The sequence below is a fragment of the Streptomyces sp. NPDC087901 genome, from assembly GCF_044742205.1.
Classification (GTDB): domain Bacteria; phylum Actinomycetota; class Actinomycetes; order Streptomycetales; family Streptomycetaceae; genus Streptomyces.
On the sequence record NZ_JBIUUC010000008.1, the window covers coordinates 153424 to 178640 of the forward strand.

At 70.7% G+C, this 25217-nt stretch carries 23 protein-coding genes, 1 tRNA gene, 1 pseudogene and 1 riboswitch; of the genes and pseudogenes, 17 read left to right on the plus strand and 8 right to left on the minus strand.

Going from position 1 to position 25217, the window contains the following annotated elements; translation table 11 throughout:
* Positions 1-173 precede the first annotated feature (173 nt).
* Positions 174-245 (plus strand) — tRNA-Arg (locus tag ACIOEW_RS24490).
* A 190-nt stretch (positions 246-435) separates the two neighbouring features.
* Here ACIOEW_RS24490 and ACIOEW_RS24495 read toward each other — a convergent pair.
* The 5 genes from ACIOEW_RS24495 to ACIOEW_RS24515 all read right to left on the minus strand — a co-directional run bounded on the left by ACIOEW_RS24495 (position 436) and on the right by ACIOEW_RS24515 (position 4151).
* A complete protein-coding gene (locus tag ACIOEW_RS24495) occupies positions 436-1758 on the minus strand; it encodes a serine hydrolase domain-containing protein (protein ID WP_401965911.1) in 1323 nt (440 codons plus the stop codon).
* A 434-nt stretch (positions 1759-2192) separates the two neighbouring features.
* A complete protein-coding gene (locus ACIOEW_RS24500) occupies positions 2193-2585 on the minus strand; it encodes a hypothetical protein (protein WP_401965914.1) in 393 nt (130 codons plus the stop codon).
* 299 nt (positions 2586-2884) lie between these two features.
* Positions 2885-3259 (minus strand): type II toxin-antitoxin system VapC family toxin, encoded by a 375-nt coding sequence (locus ACIOEW_RS24505; protein ID WP_401965915.1) that lies wholly within the window; start codon positions 3257-3259, stop codon positions 2885-2887.
* Positions 3259-3513: a type II toxin-antitoxin system Phd/YefM family antitoxin gene (locus tag ACIOEW_RS24510; protein ID WP_401965917.1), complete on the minus strand. Its 255-nt coding sequence runs from the start codon at positions 3511-3513 to the stop codon at positions 3259-3261. The genes ACIOEW_RS24505 and ACIOEW_RS24510 overlap by 1 nt, the downstream gene beginning before the upstream one ends.
* The gene (locus ACIOEW_RS24515) at positions 3510-4151 is read right to left on the minus strand and encodes an ATP-binding protein (protein WP_401965920.1); all 642 of its coding nucleotides are present in this window, start codon (positions 4149-4151) and stop codon (positions 3510-3512) included. Before ACIOEW_RS24515 ends, ACIOEW_RS24510 begins: the two co-directional genes overlap by 4 nt.
* A gap of 199 nt (positions 4152-4350) precedes the next feature.
* Between ACIOEW_RS24515 and ACIOEW_RS24520 the strand changes: the two genes are divergently transcribed.
* Both ACIOEW_RS24520 and ACIOEW_RS24525 read left to right on the plus strand, forming a co-directional pair.
* Complete coding sequence (locus ACIOEW_RS24520) at positions 4351-5235, plus strand: helix-turn-helix domain-containing protein (RefSeq protein WP_401965922.1); 885 nt, start codon at positions 4351-4353, stop codon at positions 5233-5235.
* Positions 5232-5435 (plus strand): DUF397 domain-containing protein, encoded by a 204-nt coding sequence (locus tag ACIOEW_RS24525; RefSeq protein WP_401965924.1) that lies wholly within the window; start codon positions 5232-5234, stop codon positions 5433-5435. The genes ACIOEW_RS24520 and ACIOEW_RS24525 overlap by 4 nt, the downstream gene beginning before the upstream one ends.
* A gap of 15 nt (positions 5436-5450) precedes the next feature.
* Here ACIOEW_RS24525 and glyA read toward each other — a convergent pair whose 3' ends face one another.
* On the minus strand, positions 5451-6734 hold the full coding sequence (gene glyA, locus ACIOEW_RS24530; RefSeq protein WP_401965926.1) for a serine hydroxymethyltransferase: 1284 nt from the start codon (positions 6732-6734) through the stop codon (positions 5451-5453).
* 38 nt (positions 6735-6772) lie between these two features.
* Positions 6773-6898: riboswitch (ZMP/ZTP riboswitch) on the minus strand.
* A 324-nt stretch (positions 6899-7222) separates the two neighbouring features.
* On the opposite strand from glyA, the gene ACIOEW_RS24535 reads away from it, so the two are divergent.
* Positions 7223-9133 carry a protease pro-enzyme activation domain-containing protein gene (locus ACIOEW_RS24535; protein WP_401965928.1) on the plus strand — a complete coding sequence of 637 codons (1911 nt, stop codon included), beginning with the start codon at positions 7223-7225 and terminating at the stop codon, positions 9131-9133.
* Between the two features lie 158 nt (positions 9134-9291).
* Here the strand turns inward: ACIOEW_RS24535 and ACIOEW_RS24540 are convergent, their stop codons facing one another.
* Positions 9292-10428: a Ku protein gene (locus ACIOEW_RS24540; RefSeq protein WP_401965931.1), complete on the minus strand. Its 1137-nt coding sequence runs from the start codon at positions 10426-10428 to the stop codon at positions 9292-9294.
* 60 nt (positions 10429-10488) lie between these two features.
* Between ACIOEW_RS24540 and ligD the strand changes: the two genes are divergently transcribed.
* The 11 genes and pseudogenes from ligD (at position 10489) to ACIOEW_RS24595 (ending at position 22160) form a co-directional block, all read left to right on the plus strand.
* Positions 10489-11385, plus strand: coding sequence for a non-homologous end-joining DNA ligase (gene ligD / locus ACIOEW_RS24545; protein WP_362545078.1), 897 nt, complete (start codon positions 10489-10491; stop codon positions 11383-11385).
* A gap of 146 nt (positions 11386-11531) precedes the next feature.
* Positions 11532-13742: a HEAT repeat domain-containing protein gene (locus ACIOEW_RS24550; protein WP_362545081.1), complete on the plus strand. Its 2211-nt coding sequence runs from the start codon at positions 11532-11534 to the stop codon at positions 13740-13742.
* Complete coding sequence (locus ACIOEW_RS24555) at positions 13739-14074, plus strand: zinc-ribbon domain-containing protein (RefSeq protein ID WP_393060474.1); 336 nt, start codon at positions 13739-13741, stop codon at positions 14072-14074. Before ACIOEW_RS24550 ends, ACIOEW_RS24555 begins: the two co-directional genes overlap by 4 nt.
* Before the next feature lie 96 nt (positions 14075-14170).
* On the plus strand, positions 14171-14986 hold the full coding sequence (locus ACIOEW_RS24560) for a hypothetical protein (protein WP_401965934.1): 816 nt from the start codon (positions 14171-14173) through the stop codon (positions 14984-14986).
* Positions 14983-16322: pseudogene (locus ACIOEW_RS24565) on the plus strand (ATP-binding protein). Before ACIOEW_RS24560 ends, ACIOEW_RS24565 begins: the two are co-directional and overlap by 4 nt.
* 178 nt (positions 16323-16500) lie before the next feature.
* Positions 16501-17880, plus strand: coding sequence for an FtsW/RodA/SpoVE family cell cycle protein (locus ACIOEW_RS24570; protein WP_401965937.1), 1380 nt, complete (start codon positions 16501-16503; stop codon positions 17878-17880).
* Positions 17881-17914: 34 nt separating this feature from the next.
* Positions 17915-19372, plus strand: a complete 1458-nt coding sequence (locus ACIOEW_RS24575; protein WP_401965940.1) for a penicillin-binding transpeptidase domain-containing protein — start codon at positions 17915-17917, stop codon at positions 19370-19372.
* Positions 19373-19376: 4 nt separating this feature from the next.
* A complete protein-coding gene (locus ACIOEW_RS24580; RefSeq protein ID WP_401965942.1) occupies positions 19377-20444 on the plus strand; it encodes an amidase in 1068 nt (355 codons plus the stop codon).
* Positions 20445-20532: 88 nt separating this feature from the next.
* Positions 20533-21069: a GNAT family N-acetyltransferase gene (locus ACIOEW_RS24585; RefSeq protein ID WP_401965943.1), complete on the plus strand. Its 537-nt coding sequence runs from the start codon at positions 20533-20535 to the stop codon at positions 21067-21069.
* A gap of 12 nt (positions 21070-21081) precedes the next feature.
* Complete coding sequence (locus ACIOEW_RS24590) at positions 21082-21483, plus strand: VOC family protein (RefSeq protein ID WP_401965946.1); 402 nt, start codon at positions 21082-21084, stop codon at positions 21481-21483.
* A gap of 194 nt (positions 21484-21677) precedes the next feature.
* Positions 21678-22160 (plus strand): DinB family protein, encoded by a 483-nt coding sequence (locus ACIOEW_RS24595; protein ID WP_401966173.1) that lies wholly within the window; start codon positions 21678-21680, stop codon positions 22158-22160.
* A 22-nt stretch (positions 22161-22182) separates the two neighbouring features.
* On the opposite strand, the gene ACIOEW_RS24600 is transcribed toward ACIOEW_RS24595, so the two are convergent.
* Entirely contained in the window at positions 22183-23292 is a 1110-nt protein-coding gene (locus tag ACIOEW_RS24600; protein WP_401965949.1) for a ferritin-like domain-containing protein, read from the minus strand.
* A gap of 179 nt (positions 23293-23471) precedes the next feature.
* Between ACIOEW_RS24600 and ACIOEW_RS24605 the strand changes: the two genes are divergently transcribed.
* Both ACIOEW_RS24605 and ACIOEW_RS24610 read left to right on the plus strand, forming a co-directional pair.
* Entirely contained in the window at positions 23472-24407 is a 936-nt protein-coding gene (locus tag ACIOEW_RS24605; protein ID WP_362545113.1) for a diiron oxygenase, read from the plus strand.
* Positions 24408-24460: 53 nt separating this feature from the next.
* Positions 24461-25213 (plus strand): TetR/AcrR family transcriptional regulator, encoded by a 753-nt coding sequence (locus ACIOEW_RS24610; protein ID WP_401965951.1) that lies wholly within the window; start codon positions 24461-24463, stop codon positions 25211-25213.
* The last annotated feature ends 4 nt before the right edge of the window (positions 25214-25217 follow it).

The window sequence follows — 25217 nt, forward strand, 5'->3', positions numbered from 1 at the left end:
CGGGTTTTGCCCTCTTCCGTCCCCGGACGGGTGGCGCGCGGGGTGGCCGGATGTGTGTGCGACCGACGGAGCCGGGCTGCGGGCCACCCCGGCGACGACGCGGAAATACCTGTTCACGGGCACTCGGCGGAAGCTGGTAGTGTTTCACCCGTCGCAGAGCAACACAGCGATACGCCCCCGTAGCTCAGGGGATAGAGCATCGGCCTCCGGAGCCGGGAGCGCAGGTTCGAATCCTGCCGGGGGCACTTCGCAAGAAGTGCCGAAAAGACCCTCTCGCCAGTGGAAACACTAGGCAGAGGGTCTTTTTCATGCGGTCTTTTCCATGTGGTCTCCTTCATGTTCCCAAAGAGCCGCTCGCTGCTGCGGTGTCCATCGGCGGGCAGGCTGTAAGCGCCGCACTCCTCAGTGCGAGCACCGCCGAGCCGCGCCCCGGCGTCAGTGGGACCGCAGCACGCAGGGGTGGACCAGGTAGGCGCCCAGCCAGCCATCCCGGTCGCCGTCCTTGAAGGCTATGGCTCGGCCCACCAGCCGGTCCTGCTCGGCGCTCAGTTCGAGACCGAAGCTTGGGCTGTTCAGCCGGGCGTCGGCGGTGGGCAGTTGCAATGGAGCACTCACGCGCAGGTTCCAACGCTGGGAGGCGACGGCCGACACAGTGACCGGCGGGCCGTCCGCAAGCCGCACCTCCACCTGCCCGCCCGCCCGGATCCTGATCCACAGCGGGATGTCTCCCTCCGCAGTGCTGATCTCCCCGGCCCACTCGCCCTGCGCCAGCGCCATCGGGCGGGTCCGCTCGGTGATCGGGTTGAGCTGATCGCTGTGGAAGCCGGGTGCCAGGGCACCCATCAAATGGTCGACGACGGCGTCGCGGGCCGCCTTGTTGGTGGAGTTGGCCAGAACAGCGGCCGAGAGCTCGCGCTCAGGGATATCGATCATCATCGCGGCGATGCCACCCATGCCGCCGCCGTGGCTGCGGACCACGGCCCCGGCGCCGCGCGAGACTATCCGGCCGAGCCCGTAGCCGAGGTGCTCGTTGATCGGCACTGCGTCGTACATGGCCTCGACAGTGGCGGACCGGAGCAGTCGGGAGGCGGTCCGAGCGAAGAGCGCGACGTCGCCGGCGGTTGCCCAGCCGGCCCCGGCGGCCGGGTGGCCGCTGTGGCAGGTGGCATACGCGCGCCCGTCGGCAGCGTAGCGCTGGGCGACGGGCGCCGGCCCGGCATAGACCGACCCGAACCCGAAACTGGTCAGGCCCAACGGCTCGACGATCCGCTCGCGCAGGAAGACGGCCAGGTCCTGGCCGGACGCGGCCTCCAACAACCTGCCCAGCTCGTGGTAGCCGATGTTGGAGTACTCGAAGTCGGTACCCGGCTCGCGAACAAGTGTGCGATATCGGCCGATGTCGATCGGCAGAGGTCCGGATTCGTAGTGAAAGTTGTAGAACGCCGGGAACCCGCCTCGGTGTTGGAGCAGTTGGCGTGGCGTCGGCGCGGTCCATCGGTAGCCGCCAGGAATCGGGACATCGAGGTCCAACAGGCCCTCGTCGGCAGCCAGGCAGACGGCTGTGGCGGTGAATGCCTTGGTGATGGAGGCAAGACCGTAAACCGTCTCCGGCGTGGCCTGCCGCCGGCCGGCCACGTCCGCCTGGCCGTAGGCCCGGGTGTGCACAAGCTCACCGCGTTCGACTACCGCCAGGGAGACCGACGCGCAGCCGTGGTCGGCCAGCACCTTCGTACAGAAGTCGTCCAACTCGCCCAGCATGCGGCCTACTTCCCAGTCGCCTTGCCCATCCGATCGAACTATAGTGCTCCGCCCCGAACAATCGCCGCCGGAGAGTTCGGGAGCCGACGCGCTGCCAGGAGTGGGTGTCACGACGAATTCCGCATTACTGAGGTACGAGACATCCAGACGGCCAGCCCTCATGGGTGATGCATGGTGTGCGGTTGCGGTGGGATTCCCACGTTGTTCTGGGTGCAACCGGTGCGGTCCAGGTACTCGCTCACTCCCCGGAAGGACTTCCGAAGCTGCCATTTAAGTGCCGGGTGGGCAAAATTCCCCAACCCGTAGCGCGAGACCGAATGTGGAGTCCTTTTAGATACAGGCCACCACCTGCCCTGATGACGCGCATCCATGGAGCGACGGGGATTTCCTGCATTTCACCCTCCCTTACTCCGCTGCGCGTCGATAGCAATCCGTCAAAGGACGTCACCAGCAGAGGCCTCCGACAGCGCCCGAAAGACCCTCTCAAGATCTTCAGCCGTCGCCGCACAGAATTCTTGATCGCACTCTCGAATCGCGTCCATCGCTTCGTTGAAGTTCTGGCGATCCGGTCCCGCCTTTTGGATGAGGCGGGTGGGTGCGATCATCCAGTTCCTGGCCGGTATGAATGTCCAGTCAACCTGCTTGGGTGCTTCCCGCACGGCCGAATCGAACACCGCCTTCAGCTCTTCATGAGGTTCTGCGTAGCGCCACCCGACGAATGCAACCTGGAGATAGCCATAAATGGGATGGCGCTCCACCGGTGACCTGAACCACTCCACATCACCGAATCGACTCAGCACCTGCCTTGCCCACTCGTTTCGTTTCAAACCTGCCTCATCTCGCGGCCTCAACGCCCCCCACGGGGGCGGCATCTTGCAGTCCTCATCTTCCGGATATTTTTCTCTCCAGCATTGAGGTTCTTCAGCGTTGCCTCTCCAGAGTGAGGACGGCTGCGCTGAAAAGTCTCATTGTCAGCCTCAGCACCGGTTCAGAGTCACCAAGAGCGACCGGACTGTGGGCAGCGCCGGTGAGTTGGCGCGCCAGCGCGGGGCACGCCCCTTCAGGTGGCATGGGCGAGCAGCCCCACAAGACGCTCTTTCGCCGCGGATTCGGACGGTCGTGCAGATCAGACCGGCATGACCGGTACGTCGTACTGCGGAATCCAGCGGTTCCGGGTGACCAGCGACAGCCCTTCGGCCTGCGCCTGCGCGATCAGTATCCGGTCGAAGGGATCGGTGTGCACCATCGGCAGCCGGCCTGCCCGCACGCCGTGCGCGGCCGTGATGGGAAGTGCCCTGAACTGGAGATCCCGTACCTGCTCGGCCAGGTCTCCGGGGCCTTCGAAGCTGCCGAGGAACTGCTTGACGGTGATCTCCCAGGGCGACACCGCGCTGACGTACACGGCGGGTTCGGTCTCCAGGAGTTCCTTGAACGAGGCGGACAGCTGAGGCGAGTCGGCGATCCACCACATCACCACGGGTGTGTCGAGCAGAAGCCGCATCAGCCCATCCCCAGAGCGTCGGCCACCGAGGCGTGCGCGTAGTCGAAGTCGGCAGGGATACGGATACGGCCCCGGAGCGAGCCCCGGCCCGGCCGCCGCACCTGCGGCCATGGCGGCAGCGCCCTCTCCACCGGCCGGCCCGCCCTGCTGATCACGACCGGTCGGCCGTCGACGACCTGTGCCAGCGTGCCCCTGAATCGCGGTCCCTGGTCGTGCACTTGGCGCCGGAACAGCCTCTTCCACAGCGCCCTCACGATGAGATCACCGGACCGGTCGGGGCCGCTGTTCGTACGGTCAGCGGCTCGGCGGCGTGCAGCCGTAAAGCCGGACCTCCATCGCTCAGGACGATGACGACCGCCAGCCCTCCCGACGCGTATCGCTCGCTCCGGACCGCGCGGACCGTGTGCCAACCGCCCCACACGCGTACGCATTGGCCTGGCTGGACGGATACCGCCGCGATCTGCGCCTCGGCGGGTGCGGGGTCGGCCCCGGGTGCCAGCAGCTCCGCCCAGACCGTCTTGCCGATCCCGGCCCGGCGTTCGTCCACGCCCCAACGGTGAGCCAGGGCCTTGACGAGCAGAAGCCCGCGTCCGCTCTTGTCCAGCTCGCCGGGCCGCTGCACCTCCGGCCGGCCCGCGCCCGCATCGCTCACCTCCAGCCGCAGGAACTCGCCCCTCCCCCGGCACTCGATGCGTACGCCCACCAGCCGGTCACCGGGGACGGGTACACGCACCGCATTGGTCACCAGCTCGGAGAGCACCAACTCGCCTTCTTCGGCGATTGATTGACCGGCCCGCCACTCTCCCAGCTTGGCGCGGAGTGCGGCTCTCGCCCTGGGGACGCTGCTGCGGCAGCGGGAGAGCCTGAAGGTCGCTTCGTTCGGTGTAGTCACGGCAGCCCCAAGAAGGTCGACATCGGTCGGAATCCTCTGGAGGGATGGGCAGTTCATATCGTGCGGCGCCATCCCTGTGGCCATCAGAATGGACGAGCAGCATGCGAATCTGCAACGTTGCCGACCGGCATCATGCCGATATTCCTTCTTTCGAGTAACCTCGCCTCCTCCGAGCCGTCACTTTGCTAAAGGTGTTCTCATGCCTGCGAAGCGCACCACCGCTACCCCATCAACCGTCCTTGGACGCCAACTCGGCGATGAGCTGCGCCGGTTGCGGGAAACCGCGAGGCTGACCACCGCCCAAGCGGCAGAGGCGCTCGACTGCACCAAGGGCAAGATCAGTCGCATCGAGAACGGCCGCGTCGCGGTCCGCCTGCCTGACCTGACCGCGATGCTGCATGCATACGAGGTATCCGACCAGGAGATCCGCGATCGCCTGAGCGCTCTGGCCCGTAAGGCCAACCGCAGGCGCCGGGAGGGGTGGTGGAACCAGTACGGGTCGGTCCTCGCCGACACCTACCGGGACTACATCGCCCTGGAGGCGATGGCGGGTTCGATCCGCACCTTTCAGGCTCAGCTCGTCCCCGGGCTGCTTCAGACGCCCGAGTACATTCGCGCCGTGACCGTGGCCTCCCGGCAGTGGGAGACAGCGGATGAGATCGACAAGTTCGTCCAAGTACGCCTGGCCCGGCAGGAACGCCTTTCGGACGAGCAGCCGTTGCACGTGTGGGCGGTGCTTTCCGAGGCGGTCCTCCTCCAGCAGGTCGGGGGCGCGGAGGTCATGAACGCGCAGTTGGAGCACTTGTTGGCCAGCTCCGAGAACCCCAACGTGACGGTGCAGGTGCTGCCGTTCTCCCGTGGAGCCCATGCGAGTATGTTCGGCCCGTACGTAGTGCTGGGATTTCCCGAGGAGGGGGCGCTCGACGTGGTACTGGCCGACAATCCGTCGGGCTCCATGTGGCTGGAGCGGGAAGCGGATGTCTCCCGCTACCAGGCCCTGTTCGACGCCGCACGTACGTCCGCACTCTCCCCGACAGAGTCCCGCGCTGTCATCCATCGCCGGGCCAAGGAGCACAGAGCATGAGAAGCGCACACCGCAGTACGCCGGACCTCTCGGGCGCGAGGTGGCGCACGAGCACGTACAGCGGTGGCAACAATGAGTGCGTCGAGGTGGGGCACAACGTGCCCCACCTCGCCCCCGTCCGCGACAGCAAGCGCCCCACCGGCCCCGTGATCGCCTTCGGCGCCGACGCCTGGCGCGCGTTCATCGGCGAGCTGGGCTGACAGAGCCCCGTCGGCTCACGCCACCGGCAGCCCCGGTGCCGGGTACCCGTCCATCAGGGCCTTCACCTCGGCGCGGACCGCCGTGATGGTGGACTCGTCGCCGGTGCGGGCCGCACCGACCACGCGGTCGATCCAGCCCGCGACCGTCGCCATCTCCGATGCGGGAATGCCCCGTGAGGTCAGGGCCGGGGTGCCGATCCTGATGCCCGAAGGGTCGAAGGGCTTGCGGGGGTCGTACGGGACGGTGTTGTAGTTGACGACGATGCCGGCGCGGTCCAGCGCCTTGGCCGCGGTCTTGCCCGGGACGTCCTTGCTCGTGAGGTCGATCAGCAGCAGGTGGTTGTCCGTGCCGCCCGAGACGAGGTCGAAGCCGCGGGCCGCCAGTTCCTCGCCCAGCGTGCGGGCGTTGGTCACCACGTCGTGGGCGTAGGTGCGGAAGTCCGGCGCGGCGGCCTCGCGCAGGGCCACGCCGATCGCCGCCGTGGTCTGGTTGTGCGGGCCGCCCTGGAGGCCCGGGAAGACGGCGCGGTCGAGGGCGCGGGCGTGTTCGGCGCGGCTCAGCAGCATCGCGCCGCGCGGACCGCGCAGGGTCTTGTGGGTGGTGGTGGAGACCACGTCCACGTGCGGGGCGGGTGAGGGGTGGGCGCCGCCGGCGATCAGGCCCGCGATGTGGGCGATGTCCGCGACCAGGACCGCGCCGACCTCGCGGGCGATCTCGGCGAATCCCGCGAAGTCGATCTCGCGGGGGACCGCCGTGCCGCCGCAGAAGATCAGCTTGGGGCGTTCGGCGAGGGCCAGGTCGCGGACCTCGTCGAGGTCGATTCGGCCGGTGTCGCGCCGGACGCCGTACTGGACGCCGTTGAACCAGGTGCCGGTGGCCGAGACGCCCCAGCCGTGGGTGAGGTGGCCGCCCATGGGGAGCGACATGCCGAGCACGGTGTCGCCGGGCTTGAGGAAGGCCAGGTAGACGGCGAGGTTGGCCGGTGAGCCGGAGTAGGGCTGCACGTTGGCGTGGTCCATGTCGAAGAGCGCCTTGGCCCGCTCGGCCGTGAGGGTCTCGACCTGGTCGATGATCTGCTGGCCCTCGTAGTAGCGCTTGCCGGGGTAGCCCTCGGAGTACTTGTTCTGGAGGACCGTGCCCGATGCTTCGAGCACGGCTGCGGAGACGTAGTTCTCGCTGGGGATCATGCGGAGGGTGTCGGCCTGGAGCTGTTCCTCGGCGGCCACCAGTGCGGCGAGCTCCGGATCGGCTGCCGCCAGGGCGGGGTGGCGGGGGTGCGAGGGTACGGATGCGGTCACGGGGTCCTCCCGGGTCGGTCGCATTGCTGCGGCGTGGACCCGGATGCCCAGGCGGACGGCTCTCCGGCGATGACGCCCCCGGGCAGGCCCGGAGTGTGCTGCTCCCTCGTGGTCGATTCCACTGAGCACCCCGGCAGGGGTGCGCGCCAGTCGCAGCGTCTCGTACCTTACTGGGCGGCGCCTTCTGTGGCCCGGTATTCGGTCCGGTCGGGGAGGCGGCTCCGCCTTGCCGGCGCTCCGAGCCATCCGGATCTGTCGGGAGCCATCGGGTGGTAACCGACCGATCCCTCGCTATTCGGCGCGAACTCTCCTCCACAGAAAGCCCCTTGGTCGATTCTTGGTCATTACATGCCCCATACATGAGGCGTTCCTCGCCAGAGTGGCGCATTACATGTGCACATCATTCGGCACATGCGCCACACGCGAGACCCACATCGCAGGGGGTTACTTTGAGAATCAGCCGCGCCCGACGACGCGCCGGGCTGAGCATGGCAGCGACACTGCCGCTGCTCGCCGGTGCGCTCGCCCTCGGGATACCCAACGCCAGCGCGGACTCCGCGCCGAGCGGCCGGGACGCGCTGCAGGGCACCAAGCCGGCCTGGGCCACCGCCACGGCCGACCAGGGAGCCACGGCCGACAGCGCGAAGGTCGCCGTCCGGGTTCATCTCGCAGGACGGGACGCGAAGGGGCTGGCCGCCTACGCGGCCGCCGTGTCCGACCCGCAGTCGCCGTCGTACGGGAAGTACCTGAGCGCCGCAAAGGCGCAGGCCCGGTTCGGGGCCACCCAGGAGCAGATCGACCAGGTCAGCCAGTGGCTGCGGTCCAGCGGGCTGACCGTCACCGGCGCCAACCAGCACTACGTCTCGGCCACCGGTGAAGCGGCGCAGACCGAGAAGGCGTTCAGCACCCAGCTGCGCAACTACCGCAAGGGCAGCCGCACCTACCGCGCCCCGGCCTCCACCGCCTCGGTGCCGGCCGCGCTGAGCGATGCCGTGCTCGCCGTCTCCGGCCTGGACAACGCCCCGCACAAGTCGAGTCACGACGAGGTGCTGCCGCCGCCGGACGCGGTGTTCCGCAACTCGGGGCCGTTCTCCTCGTACTTCGGGTCGGCGACGGCCTCCACCCTGCCGAGCGCGTACGGGGCCAAGGTGCCGTACGCGGTCAAGGGCTACACCGGCAAGCAGCTGCGCGCCGCGTACGGGGCCGGCAGCTTCACCGGCAAGGGGGTGACCGTCGCGATCACCGACGCGTACGCCTCCCCCACCATCGCGGAGGACGCCGCCGAGTACGCGAAGCGCAACGGCGACGCGCCCTACCGGCGCGGACAGCTCAGCCAGGTGCTGCCGGACGACTACACGAAGACCGAGGAGTGCGGGGCCTCCGGCTGGTACGGCGAGGAGACCCTCGACGTCGAGGCCGTGCACGCGGTCGCGCCGGACGCCGGCATCGTCTACGTGGGCGGTGCGTCCTGCTACGACAACGACCTGCTGGACTCGCTGAACAAGGTCGTCGACCACCGGCTCGCGGACATCGTCTCCAACTCCTGGGGCGACATCGAGGCCAACCAGACGCCCGATCTGGCGCTCGCCTACGACCAGGTGTTCAAGATGGGCGCGGTCGAGGGCATCGGCTTCTACTTCTCGTCCGGCGACGACGGCGACAACGTCGCGTCCACCGGTACCAAGCAGATCGACGTCCCCTCCAACTCCGCCTGGGTGACCTCCGTCGGCGGTACGTCACTGGCTGTCGGCAAGAACGACACGTACCAGTGGGAGACCGGCTGGGGAACGAAGAACGCGCTCCTTGCGGCTGACGGCAAGAGCTGGACCGGCTTCCCCGGCGCCTACACCTCGGGCGCGGGCGGCGGCACCAGCTCCACCGTGAAGCAGCCGTTCTACCAGCGCGGCACCGTGCCGGACTCGCTGGCCAAGGCGAACGGGAAGACCCGGATGCGCACGGCTCCGGACATCGCGGCCGTCGCCGACCCGAACACCGGTTTCCTCGTGGGCCAGACCCAGACGCTGCCGGACGGCTCGCTGGGCTACGACGAGTACCGCATCGGCGGTACGTCGCTGGCGGCGCCGGTCATCGCCGGTGTCCAGGCCCTGGCGCAGCAGGCGCAGCACGGGCGTCCGATCGGTTTCGCCAACCCGGCGATCTACGCCCGCTACGGCTCGAAGGCATACCACGACGTGACGGACCACCCGCTGGGTGCCGGCCATGATCTCGCGGTCGCCCGGGTGGACTTCGTCAACGGGTACGACGCGGTGGACGGGCTGCGGACCTCGGTGCGGAGCCTCGGCAAGGACGCCTCGCTGTCGGCGGTGCGGGGATACGACGACGTGACGGGTGTCGGTACGCCGGCCTCCGGCTATGTGAGCTCGTACCGCAGGCGCTGAGCCCGGGATACGGGACGGGGGGCGGCCGCCACGGGATTCGTTCCGGTGGCGGCCGCTCGGTCTGTTACCGGCACGCCGGTGGCGAGGTGATCCAGCCGCTGTCTACGCGCCGGGACAGCTCGCTTACGCGGGCTGCCTTGGCAGCCGGGCCGGCTCGGTCACGCGGAGGCCCGCTTGCGCGAGGCGGCCTTGGTGCCGCTCTGCTTCTTGGCCGCCGTCGTCTTCTTGGCCGTGCCGGTCTTCGACGCGGTCTTCTTCGCGCCGGACCGGCTGCCGGACGCGCTCTTCTTCGCCGCCGCCTTGCTCGCACCCGCCGTGGACTTCTTCGCCCCCGAGGCCTTGGGCGAGGAGGAAGCGGCCTTCCGGGCCCCGCCGGACCCGGCGCGCGACACCGACTTGCCCGTGGGGGTCTTGCGGGTGGTGGAGCCCGATGCCTTGCGGTCCGCGATCGAGGTGACCTTCGCAGGCGGCGCCTTCTCCTCGTCCGCCTCACCCTCGTCCGCCTCACCCTCCTCCTCGCCGCGGGCCTCCTTCGCCGCCCGGACGCTGTTCTCCAGGGCCGCGAGCAGGTCGATGACCTTGCCGCCGGATTCGTCGGCCGCGGCCGGCTGAAGGGTCTCGCCGGAGGCCTTGGCCGCGACGAGCTCCTCGACCGCCTCGCGGTAGTCGTCGTGCAGCGAGTCCATGTCGACTTCGCCGAGCGTGTCCATCAGCGCGTCCGCGAGGTCGAGTTCGGCGTCCCGGACCGACACGTCGGCCTCCGGGGCGACCCCTTCGGGGGCCCGGATCTCGTCCGGCCAGAGCAGGCCGTGCATCGCGATCACGTCGTCGACGACCCGCAGCATGCCGAGGCGCTCCCGGCCGCGCAGCGCGTACTTGGCGAGGGCGACCTTCTGGCTCCGCTTCAGCGCCTCGCGCAGCAGCGTGTACGGCTTGGCGGCCGGCACGCCGTTGGCGGAGAGGTAGTACGCCGCGTCCATCTGGAGCGGGTCGATGGTGTCGGCCGGCACGAAGGCGACGATCTCGATCGTTTTGGCGGTGGGCAGCGGCAGCGAGCCGAGGTCCTCGTCGGTGATCGGGACCAGCGAGCCGTCCGCTTCCTCGTACGCCTTGCCGATGTCGCCTGCGGTCAGCTCCTCGCCGTCCAGCTCGCACACCTTGCGGTAGCGGATGCGGCCGCCGTCGGTGAGGTGGACCTGACGGAAGGAGATCGAGTGGTTCTCAGTGGCGTTGACCAGCTTGATCGGGATGCTGACCAGCCCGAAGGAGATCGCGCCGTTCCATATGGACCTCACCGGTCACCCCTTACGTGCGCTATCTCCGTAGAGATCCGTTTTTCGTGTGATTCTTATCGTATGACGCCGATCACAGTGGTGGAGGGGCGGCGGCTGTCGCTCAGCAACCTGGACAAGGTGCTGTATCCGGCCACCGGGACCACCAAGGGCGAGGTGCTGCACTACTACGCGGCCACGGCGGCCGAGGCGTTGCTGGCGCATCTGCGGGACCGGCCCCTGTCCTTCCTGCGCTATCCGGACGGGCCGGACGGGCAACTGTTCTTCACGAAGAATCCGCCGCCCGGTACGCCGTCCTGGGTACACACCGCCCCGGTGCCGCACCACGAGAAGGAGCAGGCCCGGCAGGTCGTCGTCCAGGACCTCGCCTCACTGATGTGGGCGGCCAATCTGGTGGTGGAGTTCCACACCCCGCAGTGGCGGGCCGATACGCCGGGGCTGGCCGACCGGATGGTGTTCGACCTGGACCCGGGGGCGCCCGCGACGGTCGTGGAGTGCTGCACGGTCGCGCTCTGGCTGCGGGAGCGGCTGGCCGCGGACGGACTGGAGGCGTACGGGAAGACGTCCGGGTCCAAGGGGCTGCATCTGCTCGTACCGCTGGAGCCCACCGCGTCCGAACGGGTGTCGGCGTACGCGAAGACGCTCGCCGTCCAGGCGGAGCAGGAGCTTCCCGAACTGGTGGTGCACCGGATGAGGCGGGCGCTGCGGCCGGGCAAGGTGTTCGTCGATTTCAGCCAGAACGCGGCGGCGAAGACGACTGCCACCCCCTACACGCTGCGCGCCCGGGCCGAGCCGTCCGTGTCCGCGCCGGTCACCTGGGCGGAGATCGAGGAGTGCCGCGGGCCCGGGGAGCTGGTCTTCCTGGCGGGTGACATGGCGGAGCGGCTGGGGCGGTACGGCGATCTGCTCGCGCCGCTCAACGAGCCGGACCGGGGACGGCCGATTCCGGACACTCCGTAGGGCTTCCATGGCCGGGACATACCTCATCGCCGCAGGTGTTGTCATGTCCAAGGGCAAAAGGCGGGATGGGGCGGGTGGATTGTCGGAGCGGTGGTGCACACTCTGCGCAGACACTGCTTCGTGGGAAACCGTGGGGAGGCGATGGCGTGTTCGCGGGGATCGACGAGGTCGACTGGGCCTCGATGGAGCATGCCTACGGGCCTGCCGATGATGTGCCGGGGCTGCTGCAGGGCCTGGCGTCCGCCGATCCGGCGGAGCGCGAGGCCGCACTGGACGGCATGTACGGGGCCGTCCACCACCAGGGGGACGTCTACGCCTGCACGCTCGCCTGCATCCCCTTCCTCTTCGAGCTGGTCGTCGATCCGGCGGTCCCCGACCGCGGGGGCATCGTCGAGCTGCTGACCAGCATCGGCGGCATCGACATCGACGAGGAGGACATCGGAGAGGCCGAGGGCGAGGACGAGGCCGAGGGCGCTGCGAACTACGCGATGGCGGCGGCGGCCGTCAGCGCGGGCGCCGGGGTCTTCTTCGCGCTGATGGCCGACGAGGACCCTGGAGTACGGGTCTCCGCCCCGCTGGCGCTGGCCACCCTGCACGGCAGTCCCGCCCGCGTCCTGACCCTGCTGCGCGAGCGGCTGACGGTCGAACCGGACGACGAGGTGCGTCTCGCCCTCGTCGAGGCCGCCGGGCGGGTGGCGCTGCGCCACGGTCCGCTGACCGGGCGGATCGCCGACTGGCTGAGCCGGCTGGCAGCCGAGGCGAATCCGCCGGGGCTGCGGCTGGCGGCCCTGGCCCAGCTGGCGCGGTGCGCGCCCGAGGCACTGCCGGGCGATGTGGTGAGGGTGGTGGCGGGCCTGCTGCGGCAGCTGCGCTCGGCCCCCGCGGACCCCGGGGCGGGTCTGCTGCGACAGCTGCGCGCGACGCCGGACGCTTCCGGGGACTCCGAGCCCCCCGAGGCGCCGGAGTCCCCCGACATCGGGTCCCGGACGGTCGGGGCCCACGGCGATCCTGATCCCGCGGCCGTCGAGGCCGCACCGGGGACTCTGGTGGGACAGCTGCGGGCGCTGTCGGCCGAGGAGCGGACCGGGCGTACGGCGCCCTGGACGGCCGATCTGCTGCGCACCCTGCATGTCGGTCTCGACGACCGGGTCGCCGACCGGACGGCGCTGCTGACGGACCAGCTGTGCAGCCCCGATTCGGGGCAGCGCATCGACGCCGTCCGGATGAGCGGCGGCCTGATCCGGGCCTGGCGCGGTTCCTACGGCGAGCTCGTCCGGCTCGTGGGCGAGCAGCTCACCTCGGACGAGCCGAAACTGGCCGAGGCCGCCTCACACGTCCTGGAGGAGCTCTTCGGCCTGGCCGCGCCTGCGGCGGACGCGCTGGCGGCCCGGGTGGCGGCGGATCCGGGCGCCTGGGTGAAGGAGTGGGCGAGCGGGCCGCCGGGGCTCGGCAGCGCGGTGAAGGCCCTGGCCCGGCTGGGCGACGCCCGCGTGGTGCCCGCGCTCGCGGCGGCGCTGGAGCGGCCCGAGGTGCCGCATGACGTGGGGTTCGCCATCGGGTATCTGGGGCCTGCCGCCGCGCCGTTGGCCGGGGTGCTGCGCCGCCGGCTGAGCGAGGTCGGGCTGGACGAGGAGGCGTACGACCGGGCGAGTCCGCTGCTCGGCGGGCTGACCGCTCTCCGGGCGGGCGAGGCTGCGCCTGAGGTGCTGCGGATCCTGCGCGGGGCGCCGGAGTACCGGGGCGAGTGGCTGCGCACGGCGGCGCTGCGGGCGCTCGGCTCGTTCGGGCCCGCGGCACACTGCGCGGTCCCGGAGCTGCGGGCGCTGATGCGCCGCCCCGGTACGGCGGGGGCCACGGAGGCCGCCGAGACGCTCTGGGCCGTCGACGGGGACGCCTGGGCGGTGCTGCCGGTCCTGATCGAGGGGCTCCAGGCGGAGCACGCGCGCGACCGGCGGGCCGCGGCGAGCGCGCTGGGCCGGCTCGGCGCGCAGGCGGCCGTGACCGCGCCCCGGCTGCGGGCGCTGCTGGGGCACGAGGAGCTGTGGCTGCGGGTGGACGCGGCGATCGCTCTGTGGGAGGTTTCCGGACGGGCCGAGGAGTCCGTTCCGATACTGCTCGCGGCCTGGGAGAAGAACCGTCATGTCAGGGTTCGGGTGGCCGAATGCCTGGCGCGGACGGGGGCCGCTGGTGCAGGGTCGGACGCGGCACTCGTGCTGCACGCCGAGCTCGCCTCCGTACGCCGTCACAACACGATGGACGGCGGCTGCGGCAGCCACGACACATACGAGGACGAGAAGCTGCTGGCGCTCTGCCGCCGGGCGCTCCTGGGGAATACGGGGAAGGGACCCACGACATGATCATTTTCGGTACGCGAGGCTATCTCTACCAACTGGCGGTCCTGACGCTGGTCTGCGGCTGGTGCGGGAATCCGGCCGCGCACACCCTGCGCAAGCGGGTGACAAAGTTCACGCTGTTCTTCGTCCCGCTGTTCCCCTTCTCGACGAAGTACGCCACCCAGTGCACCTTCTGCGGCGGCGAGCAGAAGATCCCCAAGGAGCAGGCCGACCAGCTGCTGGCCCAGCACGTGGCCTCGCAGGACGGCAACCCCTTCGGCCAGTCCCAGCAGCAGCCGGGATACGCTCCGGGCACGCAGGGCCAGGGGCAGGGCCAGAACCCGTATCAGCAGTAAATACGTATAAGGGACTTCCTTCCGAATAAGGTCTACGGAGCCGGGGCCGTGCGCACGCACGTGCGGTCCGGCCGGCCGTCGGAACGGGAGGAAGACATGTGTCCGCAGTACCGGACGGGGCGCCGCGCGGCCGGCGCGGTCGCCGCTCTCACCGGCGTCGCGCTGCTGGCCGGCTGCGGCACCGGCGGCGAGCTGAGGAGCGCCGGACAGGCCCCGGCCGCCATCGGTCCCGCCCGTCTCTGGCCGGAGCTGCCGCCCGCCTCCGCCGCCCCGTACGACTACGGCGAGGGCGAGACCGCTCATATCCCGGGTATCACCGTCCCGGGCGGTGATGTGCACCGGCTGGACCCGGTGGCAGTCGTGCAGGCGGGACTGAACGCCCGCCCGGACCGGTCCAGCGGCACGGCCGCGCTTCCCGCCGAGACCGTACGCCGGATCAACGCCTGCCGGACCGCGCCCGCAGCCTGCCCGGTGCTGAAGCCGTACTACCGCGATCTGACGGGCGACGGCCGGGACGAGATGGTTCTCGGCATCCAGCTGGCCGGCCGCCAGCTCTCCGTACGCGTCTACATGCCCGAGCCCAGCGGGCTCACCCGGATCATGTCGACGTCCGACGCCGTGATCAGCGTGGAGCTGGCGGGCCGGGACCTGATCATGCGGGCACCCTCGGCCATCACGGGATACGAGTACCGCACGGCCTGGTCCTGGGACGACCGGCAGCGCGCCATGCTGCCCACGCAGGACGAGATCCTGCGGATGACCCCGCGGGCCGACCCGGGCCGCCGGCACACCGCGAGCGCCCGGCCCTCCGAACGGCCGTCCGCGCAGCCGACCACCGGAGCGTCCCCGGCACCCCGCACCGCGGCCCCCTCGGCGGCCCCCTCGGCGGCCGTCACCGCGGAGCGCCGGTGAGAGGCCGGCGGACCGGCGCGACCCGGGTCCGCCGTGCCCGGCAGAAGCTGCGCCTGCCCGCCTGGACCGCGACGCTCACCTGGAAGTCCGCGGTCTTCATCACCGTGATGTGCTGCGTGCTCGCCGCCCTGCTGGGCGTGCTGGTGCACACCGCGGTCACCCGGCAGACGGTCGGCCACGCCCGGGAGAAGGCGCTGGCCCGGCTGGAGGACGTCACCGCCGCCTACGAGGCGGGAGGGGCGCTGCCGCCGCGTTCCGGGATCGACCCGCCGGGGCTGCCCGCGTCGCTGCGCGCCCTGGCGGTGAGCGGTGAGCGGGGCACCATGGTCGCCGACACCGCGGCCGCCCCACGATGTGGGCCGCCGCCCCGGCCGACGGGCACGCCCTGGCGACACAGATCGACTACAGCCAGAGCGCCCGCACCATCAACGGCCTGGACGGGGCGATCGTCGGCTCCTCGTTGCTGGCGATCGGCGCCACGCTGCTCGTCGGCGCGTTCTCCGTCACCAGGGTCACCCGGCGGCTGCACCAGACCGCGCGGGTGGCCCGCCGGATCGGTGCGGGCGATCTGGACGCACGCGTCAACGACCCCCGCACGGCCGACCCCTCGCTCCGGCAGGACGAGGTCGCGATCGTCGCCGGGGCGCTGGACACCATGGCCTCGACGCTCCAGCGCAAGCTCGTCGCCGAACAGCGCTTCACCGCCGATGTGGCGCACGAGCTGCGCACCCCGCTGACCGGCCTGTCGGCCGCCGCCGAACTGCTGCCGCCGGGCCGCCCGTCGGAGCTGGTGCAGGACCGGGTCCGGGCGATGCGCGCACTGACGGAGGACCTGCTGGAGATCTCCCGGCTCGACGCCCGTACCGAACACGTCGACCTCGATGTGCACGAACTGGCGCCGCTCGCGGAGCGGGTGGCGCGCGCCTTTGGTCCCGGCACCGAGGTCAGGGTCGCCCCGGACGGGCCGCCGGTGCGGGTCGAGACGGACAAGCGGCGGCTGGAACGGGTGCTCGGCAACCTGATCGGCAACGCACACCGGCACGGCAGCCCGCCGGTGGTGCTGACGGTCGACGGGCCGGTGGTGACCGTGCGCGACCACGGCGGGGGCTTCCCGGACTACCTGATCGCGGGCGGCCCGCAGCGCTTCCGCACGGAGGGCGGCGCGAAGGGGCACGGCCTCGGGCTGACCATCGCCGCAGGACAGGCGGAGGTGATGGGCGCCGAGCTGGTCTTCGAGAACGCCCCGGACGGCGGGGCGGTGGCCCGGCTGACGCTGCCGGAGTACGTACGCCTGGACGACGACGAGGAACAGCCGCACTCCTCCACCAACACCTGACGACCCGGCGGCACCCCAGCCCCACACACTCCCCCGCCGCCACCTGACAGCCGGACGACACCCGAACCCCACATACACTCCCGGCCGGCATCTCACAGCCGGACGACGCCCGAACCCCACACACTCCCGCATCAGTACATAAGGGAAATAACACCCACCTCTTGCTACGTTGCCTGGCATGACCGCAACGACGGCGGACGCACCCCCGCCCGAGCTGCGCCTGCCCAAGCGGCGCGGCGTAGAACTCTCGCTCCTCATCGGGGCCGTCCTCATCTCCGTCTACGGCTACGCCGCCGTCGGTCTGGCCCACGACGACGCGGTCCCGCCCGACGTCGCCGGATACGGCGGCGGCCTCGGGCTGCTCGCCCTCCTCGCCCATCTCGCCGTCCGCTTCCGTGCCCCGTACGCCGACCCGCTGCTGCTGCCCATCGCCGTCCTGCTCAACGGCCTGGGACTGGTACTGATCTACCGGCTCGACCTGGAGACACCGAAGGACCAGGCGGCGCCGACCCAGCTGATCTGGTCCACGCTGGGCGTCGCGTTCTTCATCGCGGTGGTGGTGTTCCTGCGCGACCACCGGGTCCTCCAGCGCTACGCGTACCTCTCCGTCGCCGCCGCCCTCGTCCTGATGATCGTGCCGATCTTCTTCCCCGCGGTGAACGGTGCCAAGATCTGGATCAGGGTCGGTGGATTCTCCTTCCAGCCCGGCGAGTTCGCCAAGATCCTGCTCGCCGTGTTCTTCGCCGCCTACCTCGCGGCGAACCACAACGCCCTCGCGTACACCGGCCGCAGGATCTGGAAGCTCCAGCTCCCCACCGGCCGGGTGCTCGGCCCGATCGTGGCGATCTGGCTGATCAGTGTCGGCGTCCTGGTCCTGGAGCGCGATCTGGGCACCTCGCTGCTGTTCTTCGGCCTGTTCGTGATCCTGCTGTACGTGGCGACCGGCCGGACCGGCTGGATCGCCGTCGGGCTGCTGCTGGCCGCCGTCGGCGCGTTCGTCGTCGGCTCCTTCGAACCCCATGTCCACAGCCGGGTGCAGGACTGGCTCGACCCGTTCGCCTCCATCGACGCCGGCCGGGGCCCCGGGCAGCTCGCCCAGTCCCTGTTCGCCTTCGCCGCGGGCGGGATGCTCGGCACCGGGCTGGGGCTCGGCCACTCCATCCTCATCGGCTTCGCCGCCAAGTCCGACTTCATCCTGGCAACGGCCGGCGAGGAGCTCGGCCTGACCGGCCTGACCGCCGTCTTCATGCTGTACGCCCTGCTGGTGGCGCGCGGCTACCGGGCCGGACTCGCCCTGCGCGACGCGTTCGGGCGGCTGCTCGCGATCGGCCTCGCCTCGATCCTGGCGCTCCAGGTGTTCGTGATCGCGGGCGGAGTCATGGGGCTGATCCCGCTGACGGGCATGGCGATGCCGTTCCTCGCGCAGGGCGGTTCGTCCGTCGTCACCAACTGGATCATCGTGGCGCTGCTGATCCGGGTCAGCGACGTGGCCCGCAGACCGCACCCCGACGAGGTGGAGACCGGCGTCGTCGCACCGGCCATGGAGGACGAGCAGTGATCCCGTACCCGACGACGACGCAGGGGGCCCGGCCGTGATCCGCTACATCCGGCGCGCCGCCGCGTTCTGTCTGCTGCTTCTCGTTGCGCTCCTGGTGAACGCCGCCCGCATCCAGGTCTTCGAGGCCGACGAGCTCGACGACAACTCCGCCAACCGCCGTAACACGATCGACCGTTACGACCAGCCGCGCGGCGACATCCTGGTCGGCGGCAGATCCGTCACCGGCTCGAAGGACACCGGCGAGCAGCTCGCGTACGAGCGCACCTACCGCAACGGCCCGCTGTACGCGCCGGTGACGGGGTACGCCTCGCAGACGTACGGCACCACCCTGATCGAGCACGCCGAGGACGGGATCCTCTCCGGCACCGACCCCATGCTCGCCCCCCTCCCCTTCTGGAACGAGATCACCCGCGACCGGCAGCCGGGCGGCGATGCCGTCACCACGATCAAGGACTCCATGCAGCGCGCCGCCTACGAGGGACTCGGCGGGCGCCGGGGCGCGGTGGCGGCGGTCGAGCCGACGACCGGCAAGATCCTGGCGCTGGTCTCGACCCCTTCGTACGACCCCGGGCTGCTCTCCGGCACCGGTTCGTCCGTCACCGACGCCTGGCGCGAGCTCAACGCGTCCACGAGTCAGCCGATGCTCAACCGGGCGATCCGGCAGACGTATCCGCCCGGCTCCACGTTCAAGATCGTGACGGCCGCGGCGGCGCTGGACGCCGAGGTCGTCACCGATCCGGATGCCGAGACCGACACCCCCTCCCCCTACGTCCTGCCGGGCACCTCGACCACGCTGCCCAACGAGGCGAGCGGCTGCGAGCAGGCGTCGCTGGCCGAGGCGATCCGGGTCTCCTGCAACACCGTGATGGCGCACCTCGGGGTGGAGGTCGGGCTGGACGGCATGGTGGAGGCGGTCGGGAAGTTCGGCTTCAACGACACGGGGCTGAAGATCCCGTCCGGGGTGGCGAAGAGCAACTTCGACACGGAGATGAGCGACGACCAGCTGGCCCTGTCATCGATCGGCCAGTTCGACACGACGGCGACCCCGCTCCAGATGGCGATGGTGGCCTCGGCCGTGGCCAACGGCGGCGAGCTCATGTACCCGCACCTGGTGGACCGTACGACCACGCACAGCGGCTCCACCGTCCACACCACCGGGTCGCGTTCGTACCACCGGGCGATGAACCCGATGACGGCGATGCGGCTGCGGCAGATGATGATCGACGTGGTGCAGGACGGTACCGGCACCAATGCGGCCATCGACGGGGCCACGGTCGGCGGCAAGACCGGCACGGCCCAGCACGGAGTCGACAACTCCGGTACGCCGTACGCCTGGTTCATCTCCTGGGCGCAGGCCGAGGGCTCGGCGAGGCCGGCCGTCGCCGTCGCCGTGGTCGTCGAGGACGCCGCAGCCGACCGGGCCGACATCAGTGGCGGCGGCAGCGCCGCCCCGATCGCCCGTTCCGTGATGGAGGAGGCCCTGAAAGACTGAGCCGGTGACGGGATTCAGGGATGCCGCCGGGGCGCTGGCCGCGATCGAGCGGGAGGACCCGCGGCTCTGCGCGTTCATCGACGTGTGGCGCGAGGAGGCACTCGCCCGGCTGCCGGCGGCGGACCTGCTCCCCCTGGCCGGGCTGCCGTTCGCCGTGAAGGGCCCCACCGGGATCCGCTCGTACGCCGCCCGGCGGCTGATCGCGGCCGGCGGCGTCCCGGTCGGTTCCACCTCCGTGCCGGGGCCCGGCACGTACTGGAAGACCTGGGGGCTGGGCGCCCACGGCCGCACGCTCAACCCGTGGCGGCCGGACCGGACGCCGGGCGGCTCGTCGGCGGGCTCGGCGGTGGCGGTCGCGGCGGATCTCGTGGAGCTGGCGACCGGCAGCGACGGGGCGGGGTCGGTGCGCATCCCGGCCGCCTGGTGCGGGGTGTTCGGGCTGAAGACGACCAACGGGCTGCTGCCCTCCCCCGACCGTTCCGGCCTCGCCTCCGCCGGGGTCCTGACCCGGACGGCCGCGCGGGCGCAGACCTATCTGCGCTGCGTCCTGGACGACTACGTGCCGGCCACGGCCGAACTGCCCCTGCCCGCCGTCCACAGCCCCGGCCTGGGATTCGCGGACGTCGACCCGGAGGTGGCGGCGGTGGTGCGGGGAGCGGTCGGGCGGCTGGTCGCGGCGGGCGTCGTGCGGCTCACGGACCGCGGCTGCGAGCTGCTGGACCCGGGGGCGGCCTGGCAGGCCGTACGGAACGGGGAGGTGCCGCCTCACCTCGGAGAGCTCCGGCGCGAGAACGACCGCAGACTGGACGCCTTCTTCGCGGGCACGCCGCTGCTCCTCACACCCGTCACCCCCAACCGTCCGCACGGCCACGACGGTCCGGGCGAGCTCTTCTCCACCGCACTGACCTGCGTGTTCAACCTGAGTGGGCATCCGGCGGCGAGTGTGCCCGCCGGATTCACCCCGGACGGCTGCCCGGTCGGGCTCCAACTGGTGGCGCGACGCGGAGCGGACGCGGAGCTGCTCGCCATGGCCTGTGCGGTGGAGGGAGCGCTGGGCCCCGTGCGGCCATGACGGCCGGAGCCCCGGCGGCGTAGCCCGGCGCCCCTTACTGGCCGGTGTGCAGACGCCGGGCGGTCGCGGCCCATGTGATTCTTGCGTCATGAACGATCGACGCGGTCTCTCCGTCGTACGGCCTCCGGCCCACACGCTTTCCACCGTGGACGGGCTGCCCGCGCTGCTCATCGACTACCACCTGCAGACGGAGGCGGAGAAGGGCCGGCCCGTCACGGACGCGGCCGCGCTGCCCGACCGGTACCGGGCGGAGGCCGAGGACCCGGACCGCGCGTTCGCGGACGCCGTCGTGCTCGTCGCGCTGGACGGGGGAACCGCCGCGGGCTGCGTCGTGGTCACCGCACCCGTGGACGGGCGCGTGGAGATCAAACGGCTGTGGACGGACCCGGGTTTCCGCGGCAGGGGCGTCGCCTCCGCCCTGCTCGACGCCGCGCTCGCGCACGCCGCGCGGAGCGGGGTCCACACCGTGCGGCTGTCGGTGTGGCGGTGGCGCACGGGAGCCGTCTCGCTCTACGAACGGTTCGGTTTCGCCGTCACCGCTCCATGGGACGAGCGGGCGGGGCTGATCTGCATGGAGCGGGCGGTGGCCGCCCCAACCCCCTGTACAGAGCAGGACAGTTCGTAGATCGTTGCTGCCGTGACAGAAACGAACGGCACGAAGGACTGGCCGGGCAGCATCAGCGCACTCACCCTGTTCACCGAGGACCTGGCGGAGACCAAGCGGTTCTACCGGGAGGTCTTCGGACTGCCGGTGACCTACGAGGACGACGACTCGGCGGTCTTCACCTTCGGCGACACCCTCATCAATCTGCTGCGGGCCACCGCCGCGCACGGGCTGATCGCACCGGCGGACGTCGCCGGTCCGGAGACCGGGGCCCGGATGCAGCTCACGCTCCCCGTGGACGACGTGGATGCCATGTGCAAGGTGCTGGCCGACCGCGGCGTGACGCTGCTCAACGGGCCGATGGACCGGCCCTGGGGCATCCGGACCGCAAGCTTCCGCGACCCGGGCGGCCACATCTGGGAGATCGCACGATGACCGCGACCGGAGCCGAAGCCTCGGGCTCGGGCTCGGGCTCGGGCTCGGGCTCGGGCTCGGGCTCGGGCTCGGGCTCGGGCTCGGGCTCGGGCTCGGGCTCGGGCTCGGGCTCGGCTGCGGCCGACGCCGTAACCGGAACCGCGACCGGGGGCGAGGCTGCGGCCGAGGCCGGGGCCACGGCCGCCGGCGCCGAGATCCGCGCCCTCCTGTCGTCCCTGCACGGGCAGCGCCGACATGTCCTCGGCATCCTCGAAGGGCTCGACGCCGAGGCGCTGCGGCTGCCCGTGCTGCCTTCCGGGTGGAATTGTCTGGGGCTCGTCCAGCATCTGGCGCTCGACGTCGAACGGTTCTGGTTCCGTGCCGTGTTTACGGGCGACGCGGCTGTGATCGCGGCCCTGGCCGGGACCGACGACGCCTGGCAGGTGGCGCCCGGCGTCAGCGCCGCCGAGGTCCTCGACCGGTACCGCGCGGAGACGGGCCTCGCGGACGCCGTGATCACCGCGTCAGCGGCCGACGCCCCCTTGGCCTGGTGGCCCCACGCACAGTTCGGCGAGCCGCACCTGCACACGCTGCGGGACGTCCTCCTGCACGTCATCACCGAGACCGCGTGCCACGCCGGTCATCTCGACGCGGCACGCGAACTCCTCGACGGCCGGCGGTGGCTGGTCCTGACGTAGGACGTGACGGGCCCGACGGGGTCTAACGGTCCGCCGCGCCCTCCGCTATCGCCTCCGCGACCTCCGCCACCCGCGCCTGCTCCTCCGCCTCGAAGCGCTCCCGGTCCAGCTGCTCGGCGATCTCCTCGTCCTGGGCCATCAGCAGGTCCAGGTTCGAGTCGCCGAGATCGAAGACGCCCATGTCCACGTACGCCTTCTGGAGGCGCTCGCCCCACAGGCCGATGTCCTTCACACACGGGACGATGCGGCTGAACAGCAGCTTGCGGAAGAGCTGGAGGAACTCCGAGTGCTCGGAGAGGTCCTTCGCCTCCTGCTTGGCGATGCCGAAGTTCTCCAGCACCTCGACCCCGCTGAGCCGGTCGCGCATGAGATAGCAGCCCTCGATGACGAACTCCTCGCGTTCGCGCAGTTCGGCATCGCTCAGCTGCTTGTAGTAGTCGCGCAACGCCATCCGGCCGAAGGCGACATGGCGGGCCTCGTCCTGCATGACGTACGCGAGGATCTGCTTGGGCAGCGGCTGCGTCGTGGTGTCGCGGATCATGCCGAACGCGGCCAGGGCCAGTCCCTCGATGAGGACCTGCATGCCGAGGTAGGGCATGTCCCAGCGCGAGTCGCGCAGGGTGTCGCCCAGCAGCCCCTGGAGGTTGTCGTTGATCGGGTACAGCATCCCGACCTTCTCGTGCAGGAACCGGCCGTAGACCTCCGCGTGCCGGGCCTCGTCCATGGTCTGGGTCGCGGAGTAGAACTTGGCGTCCAGGTCGGGGACGGACTCCACGATCCGGGCCGCGCAGACCATCGCGCCCTGCTCACCGTGGAGGAACTGGCTGAACTGCCACGAGGTGTAGTGCTTGCGCAGCTCACCCCGGTCCTTCTCGGTCATCTTCGCCCAGTGCGGCGTGCCGTACAGGGTGAGGGCCTCGTCGGGGGTGCCGAGCGGATCGGCGGGGTCGACCTCGATGCTCCAGTCGATGCGCTTGTTGCCGTCCCACTGCTTGTCCTTGCCCTTCTGGTACAGGGCGAGGAGACGCTCACGGCCGTCGTCGTAGTCCCAGCTGAACCGGGCGGCACCTGAGGCGGGCACCGCCCACAGCGGCTGCTCGGGGGCGGTGGTGTAGAGGTCGTGTGTCGACACGGACGGCTCCTTCGCCTCGCAATGCTCCGGTAAGTCACTTGAACCCTGGCTCAGTTGGCAGGTTCACACGTTGGTAGACGCCGGGTCAACAAGTCGTGCGCAAGGGATTGACGGCCTTGCTGACAAGCAGTCTCATAGTGAGTGACCGTCGGTAACCCATGGGAGAGGTGCGCCCAGCCATGACGACCGTGACCGAACGCGACGTGCAGTTGCTCCGCGACGCACTCGGCCCCCTCCGCGACCGCGAGCAGATCGCCGAACGGCTCCTGGAGGCCTCCGCCAAGCACTCATTCGACCCGGACAAGGAGCTCGACTGGGACGCGGCGGCCGAGGACGGCAAGTGGTTCTGGCCGCCCGAACTGATCTCCCTCTACGACACTCCGATGTGGCGGAAGATGTCGCAGGAACAGCGGCAGGAGCTGGCCCGGCACGAGGCCGCCTCGCTCGCCTCGCTCGGCATCTGGTTCGAGATCATCCTCATGCAGCTGCTGGTCCGCCACATCTACGACAAGCCCGTGGTCAGCAACCACGTCCGCTACGCGCTCACCGAGATAGCCGACGAGTGCCGGCACTCGTTGATGTTCGGCCGGATGATCACCTGGGGCGGGGCGCCCTGCTACCCGGTCCCGCGCCGCTACCACAACCTCGCCCGGGTGCTGAAGACCGTCTCGACGACGCCCGGTTCGTTCGCGGCGACGCTGCTCGGCGAGGAGATCCTCGACTGGATGCAGCGGCTGACCTTCCCCGACGAGCGCGTCCAGACCCTGGTGCGCGGGGTGACCCGCATCCACGTGGTCGAGGAGGCACGGCACGTCCGGTACGCCCGCGAGGAGTTGCGCCGCCAGATGGTGACGGCCCCGCGCTGGGAGCGCGAGCTGACCCGGGTGAGCTGCGGGGAGGCGGCCCGCGTCTTCTCCGTCTGCTTCGTCAACCCGCAGGTGTACGAGAACGTCGGCCTGGACCGCCAGGAGGCCGTGGCCCAGGTGAGGGCCAGCGGTCACCGGGCGGAGGTGATGCAGTCCGGGGCCAAGCGGCTGACGGACTTCTTCGACGACATCGGGGTCCTCAACGGGGTGGGACGCAGGCTGTGGAAGAGCTCGGGCCTGCTGGCCTGATCCGGCTGCCCGCCCCCGGTCCGCCGGGAACGGCAGGCCTTAGGCTGCCTGGTATGACCCCTGCCGCAGCCGCGTCGCCGACCCGTGCGTACCGAAGGCTCAGCGTCGAGGAGCGGCGCACCCAGCTCCTCGGTGCGGCGCTCACCCTGTTCGCGCACCGGGCCCCCGACGAGGTCTCGCTCGACGAGGTCGCGACGGTGGCCGGGGTGTCGCGCCCCCTGGTCTACCGCTACTTCCCCGGTGGGCGGCAGCAGTTGTACGAGGCTGCGCTCAGGTCCGCCTCGGAGGAACTGATCCTGTGCTTCGCCGAACCGGCCGTGGGCCCGCCCACGGAGCGGGTGACACGGGTCCTCGACCGCTATCTCGCCTTCGTCGACGAGCACGACGCCGGCTTCAGCGCACTGCTGCGCGGCGGCAGCGTCGCCGAGACATCCCGTACGAGCACGATCGTCGACGAGGTACGGAGGGCGGCGGCCGACCAGATACTCCTGCACCTGGGCCGGGGCGCCGGCAGCGAACCCGGGCCGCGGCTGCGGATGATGGTGCGTACCTGGATCGCGGCCGTCGAGGCGGCCTCGCTGATCTGGCTGGACGAGGAGAAGCAGCCGGCCGCGTCCGAGCTGCGCGACTGGCTCGTCGACCAGTTCATCGGGCTCCTCGCCGTCACGGCCGCCACGGACCCGGGAACGGCGGCCGCGGTGGCCGAACTGCTGCCGCTGGAGACCGCGGCGGGCCCGGCAGGCCGGCTGGCGGACCGGCTGATCCCGGTGGTCGGCGAGGCGGCGCATCTGCTGCCGCCCGGCTGATCGG

Coding starts and splice junctions, on each gene's coding strand:
- ACIOEW_RS24495 (WP_401965911.1), bottom strand. CDS start 1,758: ATGCTGGGCGAGTTGGACGACTTCTGTACGAAGGTGCTGGCCGACCAC.
- ACIOEW_RS24605 (WP_362545113.1), top strand. CDS start 23,472: ATGACGACCGTGACCGAACGCGACGTGCAGTTGCTCCGCGACGCACTC.
- ACIOEW_RS24570 (WP_401965937.1), top strand. CDS start 16,501: ATGACCGCAACGACGGCGGACGCACCCCCGCCCGAGCTGCGCCTGCCC.
- ACIOEW_RS24555 (WP_393060474.1), top strand. CDS start 13,739: ATGATCATTTTCGGTACGCGAGGCTATCTCTACCAACTGGCGGTCCTG.
- ACIOEW_RS24520 (WP_401965922.1), top strand. CDS start 4,351: ATGCCTGCGAAGCGCACCACCGCTACCCCATCAACCGTCCTTGGACGC.
- ACIOEW_RS24585 (WP_401965943.1), top strand. CDS start 20,533: ATGAACGATCGACGCGGTCTCTCCGTCGTACGGCCTCCGGCCCACACG.
- ACIOEW_RS24535 (WP_401965928.1), top strand. CDS start 7,223: ATGGCAGCGACACTGCCGCTGCTCGCCGGTGCGCTCGCCCTCGGGATA.
- ACIOEW_RS24610 (WP_401965951.1), top strand. CDS start 24,461: ATGACCCCTGCCGCAGCCGCGTCGCCGACCCGTGCGTACCGAAGGCTC.
- ligD (WP_362545078.1), top strand. CDS start 10,489: ATGACGCCGATCACAGTGGTGGAGGGGCGGCGGCTGTCGCTCAGCAAC.
- ACIOEW_RS24560 (WP_401965934.1), top strand. CDS start 14,171: ATGTGTCCGCAGTACCGGACGGGGCGCCGCGCGGCCGGCGCGGTCGCC.
- ACIOEW_RS24525 (WP_401965924.1), top strand. CDS start 5,232: ATGAGAAGCGCACACCGCAGTACGCCGGACCTCTCGGGCGCGAGGTGG.
- ACIOEW_RS24505 (WP_401965915.1), bottom strand. CDS start 3,259: ATGCGGCTTCTGCTCGACACACCCGTGGTGATGTGGTGGATCGCCGAC.